This window comes from Teredinibacter waterburyi, assembly GCF_001922985.1.
GTDB classification, from domain to species: Bacteria; Pseudomonadota; Gammaproteobacteria; order Pseudomonadales; family Cellvibrionaceae; genus Teredinibacter; species Teredinibacter waterburyi.
Genome location: NZ_MRUH01000085.1, coordinates 1 through 14,751, shown reverse-complemented (window position 1 = coordinate 14,751; position 14,751 = coordinate 1). Strand labels below are relative to the sequence as shown.

15 protein-coding genes, 1 tRNA gene and 1 pseudogene are annotated in these 14,751 nt (G+C 42.9%); 3 read left to right on the top strand and 14 right to left on the bottom strand.

The window, feature by feature from the left end; translation table 11 throughout:
• Positions 1–35: 35 nt before the first annotated feature.
• Positions 36–647 (bottom strand): nitroreductase family protein, encoded by a 612-nt coding sequence (locus IDZ20_RS06005; RefSeq protein WP_188150525.1) that lies wholly within the window; start codon positions 645–647, stop codon positions 36–38.
• Between the two features lie 257 nt (positions 648–904).
• On the opposite strand from IDZ20_RS06005, the gene gltX reads away from it, so the two are divergent.
• Positions 905–2,419, top strand: a complete 1,515-nt coding sequence (gltX, locus tag IDZ20_RS06000; RefSeq protein ID WP_188150524.1) for a glutamate--tRNA ligase — start codon at positions 905–907, stop codon at positions 2,417–2,419.
• A 115-nt stretch (positions 2,420–2,534) separates the two neighbouring features.
• Here gltX and guaD read toward each other — a convergent pair whose 3' ends face one another.
• A complete protein-coding gene (guaD, locus tag IDZ20_RS05995) occupies positions 2,535–3,887 on the bottom strand; it encodes a guanine deaminase (RefSeq protein ID WP_188150523.1) in 1,353 nt (450 codons plus the stop codon).
• 186 nt (positions 3,888–4,073) lie between these two features.
• On the opposite strand from guaD, the gene IDZ20_RS05990 reads away from it, so the two are divergent.
• Together IDZ20_RS05990 and IDZ20_RS05985 are read left to right on the top strand one after the other, a co-directional pair.
• Positions 4,074–4,149, top strand: a tRNA-Ala gene (locus IDZ20_RS05990).
• A gap of 335 nt (positions 4,150–4,484) precedes the next feature.
• Complete coding sequence (locus IDZ20_RS05985; RefSeq protein ID WP_188150522.1) at positions 4,485–4,754, top strand: hypothetical protein; 270 nt, start codon at positions 4,485–4,487, stop codon at positions 4,752–4,754.
• Positions 4,755–5,052: 298 nt separating this feature from the next.
• On the opposite strand, the gene IDZ20_RS05980 is transcribed toward IDZ20_RS05985, so the two are convergent.
• The 12 genes and pseudogenes from IDZ20_RS05980 to IDZ20_RS05925 form a co-directional block, all read right to left on the bottom strand.
• Positions 5,053–6,510, bottom strand: coding sequence for an FAD-binding oxidoreductase (locus IDZ20_RS05980; RefSeq protein WP_188150521.1), 1,458 nt, complete (start codon positions 6,508–6,510; stop codon positions 5,053–5,055).
• A gap of 577 nt (positions 6,511–7,087) precedes the next feature.
• Positions 7,088–7,243: pseudogene (locus IDZ20_RS05975) on the bottom strand (IS256 family transposase); the annotation flags it as partial.
• Between the two features lie 76 nt (positions 7,244–7,319).
• Positions 7,320–8,879 carry an amidohydrolase family protein gene (locus IDZ20_RS05970; RefSeq protein ID WP_188150519.1) on the bottom strand — a complete coding sequence of 520 codons (1,560 nt, stop codon included), beginning with the start codon at positions 8,877–8,879 and terminating at the stop codon, positions 7,320–7,322.
• Between the two features lie 210 nt (positions 8,880–9,089).
• On the bottom strand, positions 9,090–10,160 hold the full coding sequence (locus IDZ20_RS05965) for a type 1 glutamine amidotransferase domain-containing protein (RefSeq protein WP_188150518.1): 1,071 nt from the start codon (positions 10,158–10,160) through the stop codon (positions 9,090–9,092).
• A 120-nt stretch (positions 10,161–10,280) separates the two neighbouring features.
• Complete coding sequence (locus IDZ20_RS05960) at positions 10,281–10,568, bottom strand: hypothetical protein (RefSeq protein ID WP_188150517.1); 288 nt, start codon at positions 10,566–10,568, stop codon at positions 10,281–10,283.
• Positions 10,543–11,112 carry a hypothetical protein gene (locus IDZ20_RS05955; protein ID WP_188150516.1) on the bottom strand — a complete coding sequence of 190 codons (570 nt, stop codon included), beginning with the start codon at positions 11,110–11,112 and terminating at the stop codon, positions 10,543–10,545. The genes IDZ20_RS05960 and IDZ20_RS05955 overlap by 26 nt, the downstream gene beginning before the upstream one ends.
• Before the next feature lie 374 nt (positions 11,113–11,486).
• On the bottom strand, positions 11,487–11,882 hold the full coding sequence (locus IDZ20_RS05950) for a hypothetical protein (protein WP_188150515.1): 396 nt from the start codon (positions 11,880–11,882) through the stop codon (positions 11,487–11,489).
• 375 nt (positions 11,883–12,257) lie between these two features.
• The gene (locus IDZ20_RS05945) at positions 12,258–12,461 is read right to left on the bottom strand and encodes a hypothetical protein (RefSeq protein ID WP_188150514.1); all 204 of its coding nucleotides are present in this window, start codon (positions 12,459–12,461) and stop codon (positions 12,258–12,260) included.
• Positions 12,451–12,789, bottom strand: coding sequence for a hypothetical protein (locus tag IDZ20_RS05940; protein ID WP_188150513.1), 339 nt, complete (start codon positions 12,787–12,789; stop codon positions 12,451–12,453). The genes IDZ20_RS05945 and IDZ20_RS05940 overlap by 11 nt, the downstream gene beginning before the upstream one ends.
• 55 nt (positions 12,790–12,844) lie before the next feature.
• On the bottom strand, positions 12,845–13,282 hold the full coding sequence (locus IDZ20_RS05935; protein WP_188150512.1) for a hypothetical protein: 438 nt from the start codon (positions 13,280–13,282) through the stop codon (positions 12,845–12,847).
• Positions 13,283–13,434: 152 nt separating this feature from the next.
• The gene (locus tag IDZ20_RS05930) at positions 13,435–14,085 is read right to left on the bottom strand and encodes a hypothetical protein (protein ID WP_188150511.1); all 651 of its coding nucleotides are present in this window, start codon (positions 14,083–14,085) and stop codon (positions 13,435–13,437) included.
• Positions 14,086–14,146: 61 nt separating this feature from the next.
• Entirely contained in the window at positions 14,147–14,671 is a 525-nt protein-coding gene (locus tag IDZ20_RS05925) for an HD domain-containing protein (protein ID WP_188150510.1), read from the bottom strand.
• Positions 14,672–14,751 lie beyond the last annotated feature (80 nt).

Below are 14,751 nucleotides of genomic sequence, written 5' to 3'. Positions count from 1 at the left end.
AAAAAGCGCATAATTGAATGTGAACGTAATAATCGTTAAAAATGACGCACGCGTTCAGCTAAATCGGGCCTTACACGTTCATCTGCAGGTTTAGTGCGGCTGCCAAAATACAAAAAACCTGCAATTTTTTCGTTAGCGTTTAGGTTTAGCGCATTATTTACATCGTCGTCGTAGGCGTACCATTCGGTTAACCATTGAGCGCCAAAACCCATTGCGGTTGCCGCCACTAACATATTCTGACAGCAGGCTCCGGCAGAAAGTAACTGCTCCCACTGCGGCACCTTGGGGTGGTCTACAGGAGAGCTGATCACTGCAATAACCAGTGGCGCGCGGTTAAAACGCTGGCTTTCAAATTCTAATAACTTTTCTGAAGCCTCGGGATTTTTTACCGCAAAAATAGCCGCAACCATTTGGCCAAACTTTGTACGCGCCTCACCTTCAAAGATCACAAAACGCCAAGGGCCAATTTTGCCGTGGTCTGGCACGCGATGGCCCGCCGCTAAAATAGTTTGTAATTGCGCTGCATCTGGGCCCGGCGCCACCATATCGGCGGCGGTGCTAGAACGACGGCTTAGCAACAGATTTACCGTTCCGCTGTCGGTTTGGTTGGTTGTAATAGATGATTCGCTGGAATTGGTTTCGGTCATAATTTGCTCTACTTTTAGGGCTTATCAGTTGGCGCGGCTGGGGTAGGGGTGACGATTTAAACAAACGTATTACTGCTAGATGTACCAGTAAGTATCGCTGTTATCTAATGTTACTGTCTTGTTTTGCTTTGCGAAAGAATCGCAGTATACCAATAGTTGCCGCCAAGCTCTTATTCAAACCGACTATAGCGGGTATAATCGCCGCCAATAGTTTTAACCCTACAAAAATTCTTGTTATAGCCAGGCCGAGAAATACCATGACCGTAAGAACTCGAATCGCTCCATCGCCAACCGGCGACCCCCACGTAGGCACAGCCTATATCGCTTTGTTTAACCTCTGTTTTGCCCGCAAGCATGGCGGCCAGTTTATCTTGCGTATTGAAGATACCGACCAAGCGCGCAGCACGCCAGAATCGGAGCAAGCGATTTTAGATTCACTGCGTTGGCTCGGCCTAGAATGGGACGAAGGCCCAGACGTAGGTGGCAACAACGGCCCGTATCGTCAAAGCGAACGCAAAGATATTTATATTGACCACGTAAACAAATTGCTAGAAAGCGGCCACGCCTTTAAATGCTACCGCACCACAGAAGAGTTAGACGAACTGCGCAACCAGCGCAAAGAAGCCGGTATTCATTCGGCCCTAAAACCGTCTGACCTAAAATTGAGCGACGCCGAACAAGCAACGCGCGAAGCGGCAGGCCTGCCCTACGTAGTGCGCATGATGGTGCCAGAAGAAACCGGCAGCTGCGAAGTTGCCGATTTATTACGAGGCACTATGGAGCTAGATTGGTCTTTAGTGGATGCGCAAATATTGCTGAAGTCCGACGGCATGCCAACCTATCACTTGGCCAACGTCGTCGACGACCACCTGATGGGTATCACCCACGTTATTCGTGGTGAAGAGTGGATTAACTCTGCCCCTAAACATTTGTTGTTATATAAATATTTTGGTTGGGAAGCGCCGGTACTTTGCCACCTGCCGTTATTGCGCAACCCAGATAAAACCAAACTCAGCAAACGTAAAAACCCCACCAGTATTTTGTACTACAAGCGTATGGGCTTTTTGCACGAAGCCGTGCTCAACTACCTTGGTCGTATGGGTTGGTCCATGCCAGACGAACGCGAGAAGTTTTCGTTAGCCGACATGATAGATCAGTTCGATATTGGCCGTGTTTCATTGGGCGGGCCAATTTTTGATGTGGAAAAATTGCGCTGGTTAAATGGCTTATGGATTCGCGAAGACCACAGCGACGAACAGCTAGCCGACCGCTTAACCGAATGGTTACTTAATCGCGAAAATTTACTTGCGGTAATTCCACAAGTAAAACAGCGCATGGAAATTTTGGGCGACTTTATTCCCACCGTCGCGTTTTTGGCCACAGGCAACCTAGGTTTAACCGAAGCCAGTTTTAGCGCGAATAAGCTCGACGTAGAAACCCAAAAGAAAGTACTGCAATTTGCTCAATGGAAAATGGACCTACTGCGCAGTTGGGAACGCGATGCTATTTTTGCCGAGTTTAAAGCCCTAGCCGATGGCATGGGCATTAAACTAAAAGACTTCCTCGCACCGGTATTTATTGCGATTAGCGGTTCTACATCCAGCTTTTCGGTAATGGATGCAATGGTGCTGCTAGGGCCGGACTTGTCGAGAACGCGTTTACGTGAAGCGGTAGACGTGCTTGGTGGTGCAGGTAAAAAAGTGTTAAAGCGCTACGAAAAAGAATTTGCCGACCTAGATAAACCTCAAGCAGAAGAGGGCGGTCAGGCTTAAACAGTGTCGTTCTAAACGTTTGAAAAAAAATCACTCGGAAAAATCCCGGCTTGGTAATAAACAGTTTTATTGCCGAGGCGGGATTTTTCGTTTGTATTGTTTTGTTATTAAAGCCTCAGTCGCGCTGATGAACACACCTGCCCAGCGCAAAGGTTTTTTCTATTAAGCGATCATCCCCCAGAGTGTTTAACACAAATACCAGCTCTTCAATATTTTTACAGTGTGCGGTTCTAAATTTTAGCAACGGCGTTGCGTGTAAATCTAACAGGGTAAAATCGGCTTCTTTGCCCGCGGCGAAGTTGCCAATTTTGCTCTCTAAATCCAGCGCTTTTGCGCCGCCCAGTGTTGCCATATACAAAGCTTGCATAGGGGCTAAATTACACCCCTGTAACTGCTGAACCTTATAGGCTTCGTCCATTGTACGAAACAGCGAAAAACTACTGCCCGCACCAATATCCGTTCCCAAACCGACTTTAACCCCAGCGTTTTGCAAACGAGTTAAGTTCAATAAGCCAGAACCTAAAAACAAATTACTGGTAGGGCAGTGTGCAATCGCTGCATCGCGGCTGGCCAATAGCGAACACTCGTCATCGCTTAGGTGAATGCCGTGGGCAAACACACTACGCTTGCCTACTAAGCCCGCTTGCGCATAAACATCTAAATAATGTCTGGCGGTGGGGAACAGCTCTTTAACCCATGCAACCTCGTCGTGGTTTTCCGCAAGGTGAGTGTGCAGGTACACATCGTCGAATTCGCTTAACAACTTACCGGCCATATTTAATTGTTCTGGGCTACTGGTAATCGCAAAGCGCGGCGTAATCGCATACTGCAACCTATCCACACCGTGCCAGCGTTCGATCAGTGCACGGGTCTCGCTGTAGCTCGTCTCTGCGGTATCACACAGCGCGCTTGGCGCATTGCGATCCATCATCACCTTACCGGCAATTAAGCGCAGGCCATGTTGCTGTGCGGCGCTAAACAGCGCATCAACCGATTGCGGGTGAACCGTGCCAAACACCATAGCCGTGGTAGTGCCATTGCGTAACAGCTCGGCTAAAAAGAACGCTGCAACCTGTTCTGCGTAAGCTGGGTTGGCAAATTTTTGCTCAGTGGGAAAGGTGTAGGTATTTAACCAGCGCAATAACTGCTCGCCGTAAGCGCCAATCATCTCGGTTTGCGGGTAGTGAATATGGGTGTCCACAAAGCCGGGTAGTATCAAATGGTGAGGGTAGTGCTGTATCGCGAGGCCTTCAGCCAGTTCGGCGGCGAGTTGTGGCAGCAGCTCGCTAGCATCGCCCAGTTGCCGTATATGGCCGTTTTCGACCAGAAGCAGGCCATCTTGCCAATACTGCCACGCGGGCAGGGCAGTGCTTGTGGCGTCATCGGGGTTGGTAACACCTGGCGCTGTAGCGTTTGGCTCGTGTAAAAAGTGCAGAATGGCGCCGCGGTAGGCAGCAAGGCTTGTCATTATTGGTTATCTCCACAGCGCTTAGCTCGGCAGTATACCAAGCAAACGAGGCTAGGCATTCCGACAACCGCGGCGTACAGCCGCAATAAGCCGTAAAATCACCCAAAAGCCAGATAACTTGTTGACAGTACAGCGATGTTTGATAGAATGCGCCCCCTCTGAAGACACAGTTCTCAGACCCTTTATGGGGCCTTAGCTCAGCTGGGAGAGCGCAACACTGGCAGTGTTGAGGTCAGCGGTTCGATCCCGCTAGGCTCCACCAAATCACGTTGTTAACTCAACGACAAAAAAGCCCGCTCTTGTAGCGGGCTTTTTTGTGCCTGTCACTTTCTCCCATCCAGCTAACTTGGCTAAACGGTAGTTTCCATGTTTAGTGCGTTCAATCCCTACTTACCAAGAAATACCTTGGGCTCATATCTCTCGCATCTCCATTCCCTTGAGGGGCTGGGAGGCCTTACTCCCGCTGGCACAATAATATCGTGCCAGCCACATATCTCGTACGCATTTGGTTTGTCAAAGAATCATACCGGCTATGAGCCTTGCCGCTGAATCTCCGAAATCAACGACAAAAGCTCCCTTGTTGCAGTGTGTACAAATATGGCTATCGTGTTCGATCTCCTTATCGCACAATGGACAGTTTTTATATTTCATATTAATACCCGCCCCAATAATTTGGTTGGGTTCCCTTCTTTTGATGTGTGTATGGCTAATCCCAATTGGAATTATAATGGCGCGGAAGTTAATAAAAGATTTGCAGCAAGTAGCGTAACTATAACAACACTGCAATTCTTAAATAATGTGCTTTTAGCGGCGGAGATAACTGTAAACAAATGGCGAAATCAATGTGATTTAATCACCAACGCCTAGTTAGAAGAGTAAAAAAATGCAGAAAATCTTTCGAGAATTAAATAGGGCTGTGTAAACTCCCAGAAGATATAAATCGACCGAAATAAGAAGCTTTAAAAACTCTTGCCCGACCACCGGGGCCTTTATCTTTAGGTGATGAGCTGATCCGGTAGAGTACGCTTGTAAAGCATGCATACCATGCTGCAACGGGAAGCTGAATTAACACAGCTGTTGCTAGCTTCTCTGTAAAATAATTTTCACAGAGTAAAGAATGCACATAATTATTTAGCACCTTCGAATTTTCATGCTTCCTGCTTTTTCAATCAACACTAGAATTTAAATAGTATTCATAAAAACGGTTTGAAAAAACGTCGTTAGGGTCTAGCGAAACTTTATCTTCCTTGAAGACTTTATAGCTTGGGTAAGCTTGCTCAAACTGCGCTTTACTTGGCCATTGCTGATAAGGAAGGTAATAGCGGCCGTCGAGCGCGATAGATTTTTGCACTAAATCTCGTGTCCATATCTTAGCTTTATCAATATTCTCTTTATTCAGCCTGAGAGAGAAATAAAGCACGATTGCTAGCTGATCTTCTGTCGCCGACTCGTAAGTTAAGGTAGAGGAAGTGGTAGATTTTGGAATGAAGCGCAACGAAGCGTTACTTAGTTTAATGTCATTATTTAAAAATGCCTCTTTTACATGACCTAGGAATTCAGGCATGTGTCGGACTGGAATAAAATATTCCTGAAGCAAATCGGGGTTCTTTTTACTGGCAGCCGCCAATATTGGCTTGATTGGTGGGGTTAGTACTTTTAAGTGAGTGTCTTGAGTGTTTAAAAACTTGTACTGCAGTTTTTGAGCTGTAGAAGCAAGTAAGCCTTTTCGCTTTAGCCAAAAGCCAATTTTTGTTAGTAAAGCCCTTGGGTTAAACAGGGTTGGTTTTGGGTCTGGGTTTACAGTTCCGGTTCTGTCTACATCTACCAACTGTCGATAAGTATAAGCAGTGCCCTTTGTCATGAACCCGTCCCTATCTAGCGCAAGTGTCGCAAATAGAAAGGCGATTGGCGATTGGGTTAGCGATTCGATAGAGCCTGATTCATCTCGTTCGATGATATGCCTTGGCGTGTCTTTAAGTATTTTATCAAGTATTACTATGTACTCTTCGGGCGAATTAAAATATGTGGCCTCTGATTTAAGGTAATGATTTTCGTGAAGCTCTAATGTGGCATCAACAATTACACCGAATAGTCCGTAACCGCCGATTACTCGATTAAAAAGGAAAGGGTTCTCATTTCGACTAGCTGTAGTAATAGAACCGTCGGGCAATACAACTGTAATTTTTTCTACACTATGAATTACGCTGCCATAACTAAAGCTTCTGCCATGAGCATTAACCGATAGTGTGCCACCAACCGTAAACGGCGTAGAGCTTTGCTGAACTTTGTTTGCGAGTGAATGCCCGTCAAACATCTTGATAGCGTTGTGCACATCGCTCCACAATGCACCAGCGCCAACCTTAACTGTCCACAATCCATTTTTAAGATTCGGGCTGTCTACAAAGCTAAGGGACTTCATATCCAATGTGATGCCGAGTTTTGACGCTATATGCCCACCCTGACTGTGTCTGGCTCCTGCGACGCTGATATGAATTTTAGGGTTAAGTTCATTCCACTTATTTATCGTTTCGATAATCTCAGAAATTTCATTGGCACTTTTAGGCGAGATAATACAAGACAATTCAGTTTTATTGAGAAAGCTTACATCGTTAATAGACTGCAATAATTCGCCTTTGTTCTTCTCGCCATACGTTGAACAAATTTCCGCTGGCGTTTTGGGAGTAGGGGCAGAACATAAGCCGGTGCTAAAGGCAAGTAAGGAAAGTAAACAAATGTATCGAAGCATATTGATTGTCTTTTATTATCGGGATGTCAAACTTCAAATTACCCACTATCTCGACGTACTTCCCCTTTATAAGATTGCCGAGCGTATCTTGGGAGATATTAGTACTTTTTAGGCTATCGAAGTTACCCGACGTAATTGATTGGATCAGAGCCTTTTTTCGTTCGTAATCATAGCCACATGTAGAAGCAATTACACTAGCAATTTTTTCAGGGAGTTTGTTTTCGATGTTTTGTTGAATGTGCTTTGATTCAACTCCAAGATTATCAGCAATACTGAGGGCCGTGTCAGACATCCATAAGCGTCTAGTTTCCCTTTTGGCTTCTGATTATAAGCACCAGCAAGATATGCAGGCTTTTTGGAGTCAAAAGAATGGCATAGATGTTAAGCGCTTTATCAATCTCTATAAAAAACAATTCCCTAATCCATTACTAACTCTGATATTGGAAATTCCATTATGGCGGGAGTAACCTAAATGACTATCCATCTCGGCATTTAAAGCTGCTTCTACAGAGATTTTGGTTAACTGGGCGCTGAATACGCTGAGATCTTCAGGTGTTTTGAGGTCTTTGGCTAACTCGGCTGCTAGCGCTTTCATCTTGTCTTGGTTCATGATCTTACTCATTATTATTCTCCGGGTAGAAGGTAATTAATAATGAGCAGATACACAATTTAATTTACAGTCTCTACTAAAATCCTGCTGGGTTTTTCAACCACATAGATAAGACGTAAAAAAGAATTCTATGGCTTCCTGAACTCTCTTTAACATGGGACTTGAGCTCGTCGATTTCTTTTTCATCGTAAATCGTTTCCCCTTGAAACACCATGTTGATATTTTTGGCATGGGCGATATTGCTCACAGGATTATCATGGAGTAATATAAATTCTGCATCTTTGCCTTCCTCAATACTTCCTAAATGTTTATCCATTTTAAAATACTGTGCTGGTACTAATGTCGCAGCAGTGAGGATATCAAATGCAGACATGCCCGCGTTGTTTAAGGCTTTCATCTCTTCATGAAGGGAAAACCCAGGCACGACGTAAACATCATTTGCATCCGTACCGACCATAACTTTGACGCCATGGCGATGCGCATCCACGATGGTTTTGGCCGCCAATTCGTAGAATTCCTTAAATATAGGCGCATCAGAACGGCCTCTATCTGTTAGACCTGCAATATCTTCACTCCACGCTAGACGGATTATATAGTGGGTATATTCTAGTCCTTCGACATCACTCTCTTGCTCCGCGACGGCAAGATAATCATTTCGTCGAGTCAATAGCGTGGGAGAAAGGTACACATCATGTTCAGCTAAGTAGCGATATTTTTCTGCGCAGTTTTTTTCATCAAAACTATCAATAAGTAGTCGATAAAGATCGGCTAGTGGTTTATCCCAGTGTTTTCCTTCTCGAAGTTCCGCCGCGTATTTTGAACAATCAAACAAAAAGAGGCGAGCATGGGCAAACGATCTTTGACCTGCATCGATGGCTTTCATCAGCCCTACTTTACGAGGCATATGTCCGCCGATTTCGATACCTTGTTTTTTTGCTTCTGAGGCCATTTCAAAATAGGCTTCTGGCTGAATCCAGTTGTAACTTTTGATAAAGAAAGGTCGCATTCCCTCATTGATATTGGCATAGTAGTTGACGAGTTTTTGGACGTCTTCAGATGTTTTTGTTGCGTGAAAATCAGGTGAATCAGGGTGAGAATGATCTTCCCCATTGACCGGGAAAGTACCTGATCCACGTATGATGGGCCCAACCATCTCTTGTTTGAGTACTTCCTGATTCCACTGTTGTTTATGTTGGAAGCAGGGGTATAAAGAGGTTTTGTTTTCGTTGGGGCATGCAATGATACTTCGTATGGAGGTCACGCCATTGGCAATATAGAGGGGGTAGTCCAATTCTGGTGATAGCATGGAGGTCACCGTGTGCATATCCCACAAACCAGGCAAAAGATACTTTCCCTTTGCGTTGATAGTATGCACGTTGTTCGCGACTAAGCTCTTTTTATCGTGCTGAAAGATACGCACAATCTTGCCCTGCTTTACCTCAATGCTTTGCTTAGGAATGATCTTCTGGTTAACCACATCGATCAAATTCACGCCGGCCACAATATAGTGATTTTTGCTATTTTGTGGGGAGAGCTTTTTTGTGTAATTGCATCCGGAAAAGATAAGTGTAGACGATACTATAGTGGCTATTGTTAACAACAGCCCCAATGAACACATAATTTTTTTTCTAATCATTTCTTTTTTCTCGTTTGGGGTAATCTCAAGTCATTCTGCTTGGAGAAAAATGGTGTATAAGTATCAAATCGGTCCAGATGATAAAATATAGCTAAAAAATATCATAATCACATACCCTAGCCAATATTAATAAGCGGTGGAGCGTGTAGCAAAAAGATAATAAAAGCATTTAGGGCGCCTTCATACATTAATCGTTCATTCAACCTGATGTTAGGTGGCTGCGGCAGCGAAGAAGAGAAGATAAATTAATTGTCCCATTTTTTTGAATTCCATATTTAGTGTCGCAATGAGGGCGTGAGTAGTGATTAACTGTTTTTTAATCGCCTGAGGGGATATTTCAATTGCTTCTAGGGTCAAGGCTTTTGCCTCATCTAAACCTTCTGCATCAAGGGTGAGTAATATGTCAATACTATGTTCTTCTGGTGTTTTCGCTCTTTTTCTTGGCGAATAACCAAGCTCTTTGACGATAGCGTCGGCCAGTGGCCAAATTGACCATGGGTTTTGTCCTGTCAACACTGAGCCTGATTGGCTGAGGTGTTCTAAGTAAAGAGAACCTTCTTCAAAGAGGGCTCCTTGTTCTGTTAGTTTGTCTTGCAATAGGAATGGGAATACTTCTTTAGCGTTAGGGATCAAAAATAATTCTTCGTTATTCGTGAATGCGCTTACGTTCTTATTGGCGATGAACGGTGTTCCATCGGAAAGCATCACATTCACAAAGGCCGAGGGACCGTGACAAATGGCAGAAATCACTTTTCCCTCTTTATTATATTCCCTAATTATTTTTTGAATACTGCTATTGTTAGGGAAATCGTACATGGCGCCTTTGCCGCCAACGAAGTAAACTGCTTTGTACTCACCTGGGATAACCTCGTTAAGCGGTATACTATTGTTGACTTTCTTTTGGGCGGCAATATCGTTCATGAAGGCGTAGTCATATTTTCCTATGTCATCTTCGTCAATGACTACGGGAGGGCGTCCGCCGTTTGGACTGGCAATATCCACCTCAAATCCATTGGTATGAAACACATAATAAGCTCGGGAAAGTTCTGTGAGTTCATACCCCGTTTCCATTCCTGTATTCCCGATTTCGCCGGTACTCGTGACCACAGCAAGAATTTTACCTCGACCTGACGCAGGTTTTTCTAGGTAGGCAATATCCTCTGGTTTGGTGTTGGCGAGGTTTTCATCGTTTGATGAGCCGCTGATGATTATGACGCTAAATATGAACATAAAGAATATGCCCAATAGGCTGGATAATACTATGAGCGTTTTTTTTAACATGGCTAGTCCCTCGATATTTTTCACACACTATAATGATCTCGATGTAAAATCCGTGTGAAAATATCGCGTGTTTAGTCTATACGGTCTTTAATATGACCTTAAACACATCGCTTTGATGCTCTATGCGTAGCTGTCAGCTAAGCTTACATACTTATTTCTTTCTTTCGAGATGGGATGTTTTCTGTTTGATTCTTTTGCAGCAGTGGACCAATCCTTCGCTTTAACAGCTTTTTTAAAGACTGGCCATTGATTGTTTAAGTCGGTCATTCCGACGTTGAAAATAATATCGAAAAGAGCTAGCTTGACTTCACTTGGGTACGTATAGAAGTCGGAGAAAACCATCTTTAATTCACTTTCGAAGCTGACGCCGTTACGGGCTTTGTTAGGTATAGTTATTTTTATATTCATCAGAAAATGCATTATTGAAAAATATATCGAAATTTTCTTGTACAGGAATAATCTTTTTACTTTCATTATCATTTAACGAATCAATATGAGAGCTAGGCACTGCAAGAAATGCTAGATCACTTGTCTGCCAACTATCGGTACAATAAAACAAATAAAAATCATCTTCTAGAAGCTTTGATAACGCGCAATAAGCTCTGATGATGTCATCTCGATCATGATTCAATTGATATTTTATACTACTTTTACGATAAGACAATTCAACTTCATTTTCAGAAATCATATTTTCTGAAATATGATTGAAACCATACTTATCCGCCAATCTATTCCATGAAAGATCAATAAAGTCGTCAGTAATTAAGAAATTTTCCGACCTGTCACAAATTGCTTCCCAGGAATTTTCATCATCAGGGATGGAAATCAAAAAATTGAATGTATCTACGATAATATCGATACTCTCATACGTTTTTTTCTGCTCAACTTTATTTGTCAAATGTTGATTATCAGATTTTAAAAACAGCGATCTAATCTTGCCAATTATATTCATGGTACGACCTTATTGCCTAACGCCCATGTAACCGCGTAGTTGACATGCTTGTTAGCTGCTATCGTTTAGGGGGTTAAGTAAAAATTCTGCGACAATGCCAGCGGGCTCAATAATACTATGGGATTCTTCAGTATTTAAAGCTGTAATGCATAGTTTTCCATAGTCGGCACCTTCTCTATGGCGGGCTCTATTTATGCTGATGGTTATGTGAAATAGTGCTCTCTCATGGTTTTTATGGCTGATTCATTAGTGGTTACAGGTATTTCAGTGGGGCATATTTAGGGCGGCGTAGGCTTGCCCAAACGAAGCGGGAGAATTGGCGCTAGTTGGATGAGCGCCAAGCTTAGTTTGGGGTAGGTGTACAGCTTTGTTAGCTATTTTCTTAGTGACTCAAAGGCCTCATCACGCTGGCGGATACATTGTTCACTGTTCAATAGCGTACCAATATCAACTCCGGTACTACGTTTCTTAATTTGTTCTTTGCTGTACTGCTTATAAAGCATCTCATTTGCACAATAGCATTGCGCCCGAAATCCAAGCTCTACATAACGAACAAAACTCATTAATTCTTCTTGAAGTTGAATTTCACTAGCAGCAGGGGAGATTGCTTTTTTTTGATAGTTATCTGCAGCACTCTTAATCAAAAATATTGCGCAGTCGTCAACATCCGCAACAAGGTCTAGATATCCCCAGTCATTCTTAAAATCTGACGCGTGACTAGCGGCAGAGATAATAAAGCATGTAAGTAATAAATATTTATTAATCTTCACGATAATTCCTAGAATATTGTTAACGCTTACAGCAGGCGCGCGCTTTTCCGCTTCGGCTGGATGTTTTTGTTAAGCTATTAAAATATACGAGCTAGACACCTATCGAATAAATTCGTGCTTTCATCTAACACATCCCTATTCGCATAGAGGTTGGACATTGGACTTTCAGCCAACTTCCGAGTTATAAACTTCGGGAGCGATAGTGCTTGAGCAACATTAAATATATCCCAGCCACTTGCAAACTCAACCCCTAGCCGACCCTTGGATTTTGGGTTTTTCCTAAGCCTTCTTACCGTTATTTGACCGAATAATACATACAGGATAAGCGAAAGAAGCCCACCGAAAAACCCAAAGCAAAGATAAAATCTTCAAAATTCATAGTAATGAAAGCCGTGCCATAATTTGATCATACAAACCGCCATTTTTACCCTTCACAATATTGTTCGTGGTAATAGATGCTGTTGCGGCGGCTCCAGCAACGACAACACCACCAATAATTAAACCTACCCAGCCAATTGGTGTAGCTACCATCAGCAGGCCCAGAGCAGCTGTTCCAGCATTCACTGATTCATGATTCAAATATTGACTTTTTCTGGATAACCCATTGACCATTTTTTTTAGATGCAACGCCCTGAAAGGTTACCCCCTCAACTTCATAATTAATCTCGAACTCAACGCTATTACTTTCGACTACAAATTTAACAACTTCTATATACAGCTCAGATATTTTCTCGACGTGCAATACCACGTCGAAGCCATCTGGCTTTGTACTTATAGGGATATTGTGATTTGTTGCTATTAAAATAGGGCTACGCTCTTCCAGCTCGAGATGCAAATACTGATGAAACTCTTCATCTGAAAGGATTAATTTAAATACATTATTTACCAATGTATTTGGTAATTTCATATTACTCTCCGTAGAACAGGATAAAACTATAAATGCTATAATCGTTAGAAATATCTTACCGCCAATACCTATTAATATTTTTTCCATATGCAGCCACCTCAAAAGCTTTTCCCTCCTCACCTGCTTGGTCTTTTCCATCTTTATGATCTCCCCAGTGAACCATTTCATGCAAAATTGTCGACTCCAACAACAAATGCATTAGAGGGTTAGAAAAGTCTACACTTTCAAAACGATCACATATTGATTTTGCCAGATAGACTCGGTTTGGAAACTTCCCGCCATTAAACCGTCCATTCGAACCAGGCATTACTGCATACGTTATATCCGGATTATATCCATTAGTGATAGCCCATGTTGCCGAAGGCTCTTTAAGTTCGGAATACTTTTTAAAAGCATTCCAAACCTTAGGTTTTACTTTAACCTTAGGTAGATTTGCTTGTATCCAACTCGATAGTTTTGGATAGGTTTTTTGAAAAACAGGGTCAATTCTCAACTAGTACTTCTTGTTTATATAGATTGAATGTAACGCGGCCAGCAGCGGCAGCTAACATGGAGTACCTTTTGTGTAAAAATGAGCGTAGCGAAACACAAAAGGTGCGGAGTAACCTGTCAAGCCCGCGCAGCTGGCGATGCTGACTGGCCTTGTTAGCACTTGTACCCGCCCACCTTGATTATACATTCGAAATTTTGCTTAGATATTTTTGATTGTACTGGTTTCTCTATCTCTGACTTGTCACATCTAGGACTACTTTGAGTCCACAGAGGAGGTATTTTTTCCCTGGCAATTATTTCGATGCGATCTCCGCTCGAATCGAAGACCTCAACCTGACAATACCCGTAATCAATACTTTTGATATGTATACTGTTTTTCACAGTATATTCCTCACCCTGTTGGGGTATAAAAGAGAATCTATTCGGACACCAAACCCTTTTATCTTCAGTGTTGTGATAAGTATTCAGCATAAATGTCTGAAGCTCTCCGGCTTTGATATCAAAAGATTTGTCAGTATCGTTAACAATGGGGAATACCTTTCCATCTGTACAAATCTCATTGCTATCATAGATAACTGCAGAGAAATCGCGATAAGTGCCTGGTATCCAATCGACAATTATAAAGGAAGCATCTTTAGCCTCCCCTTTTTCATAGTAGAATGGGTCTGAGTTTTTAAACATTATTTTGGCTGAGGCACTGCTTGGCGCTTCTTTGTAAGCCGTCAGCTTAATTCCTTGGGAAGCGCAACCGATAAAAGTTACGTTTATTATCAACAGTAGATGGACCTTAATACTTTTTATCATGAATTCTCCAATATGTGTTTTAGTGCTAACCACGCAATGCGGACTTCGGTTGATTACCTTGTTAACTGCCAACACTTCGCTGTAACCTTTCGTGACCGCCCGAAGCAATTTCTTCAAACTTTAAATCTAATTCTGGGAATATATCCAAGCGTTCTTTCTGTAGGGTATTCGCGGCTCTATCCACAACATCTAGTTCGATGGACTCTACGCGCGTACCTTTCCATAATTTGTCTGACAGTGCGATCATCAATTCTTCAAAAGAACAATCCATTTTATCCCGGCGCGCATGGGACATACAGGCTCGCGCCAGTTTAGGTGAGGCACCGTTATTAATAAGAATTTTTTCACCCTCCGGTTCATGCTCTGAACCTGGGCCAGTCATTTCGCTGGTATGTAGAATCTTTCCTATATCGTGTATAGCTACGCCAGTGCGAACAAACTCAAAATCTATTTCGACTCCGAGTTCTCTTAGTGCATCAATAAGTAAATCAGCCGCTTCCCCCGCGAGTGTTACGTGAGTCTTTAGATGTTCTGGTGCACCAAGTTTTTCTAACAAATTAAATGCTTCTTTTCTTGAGTTAGGCACTTACTATTCCTTGGCAGTTAACGCCAAGCTCACCTGCAATTTTTGCTGTGAGCGTTTGTGTAATATGGAGCTGCGCGACA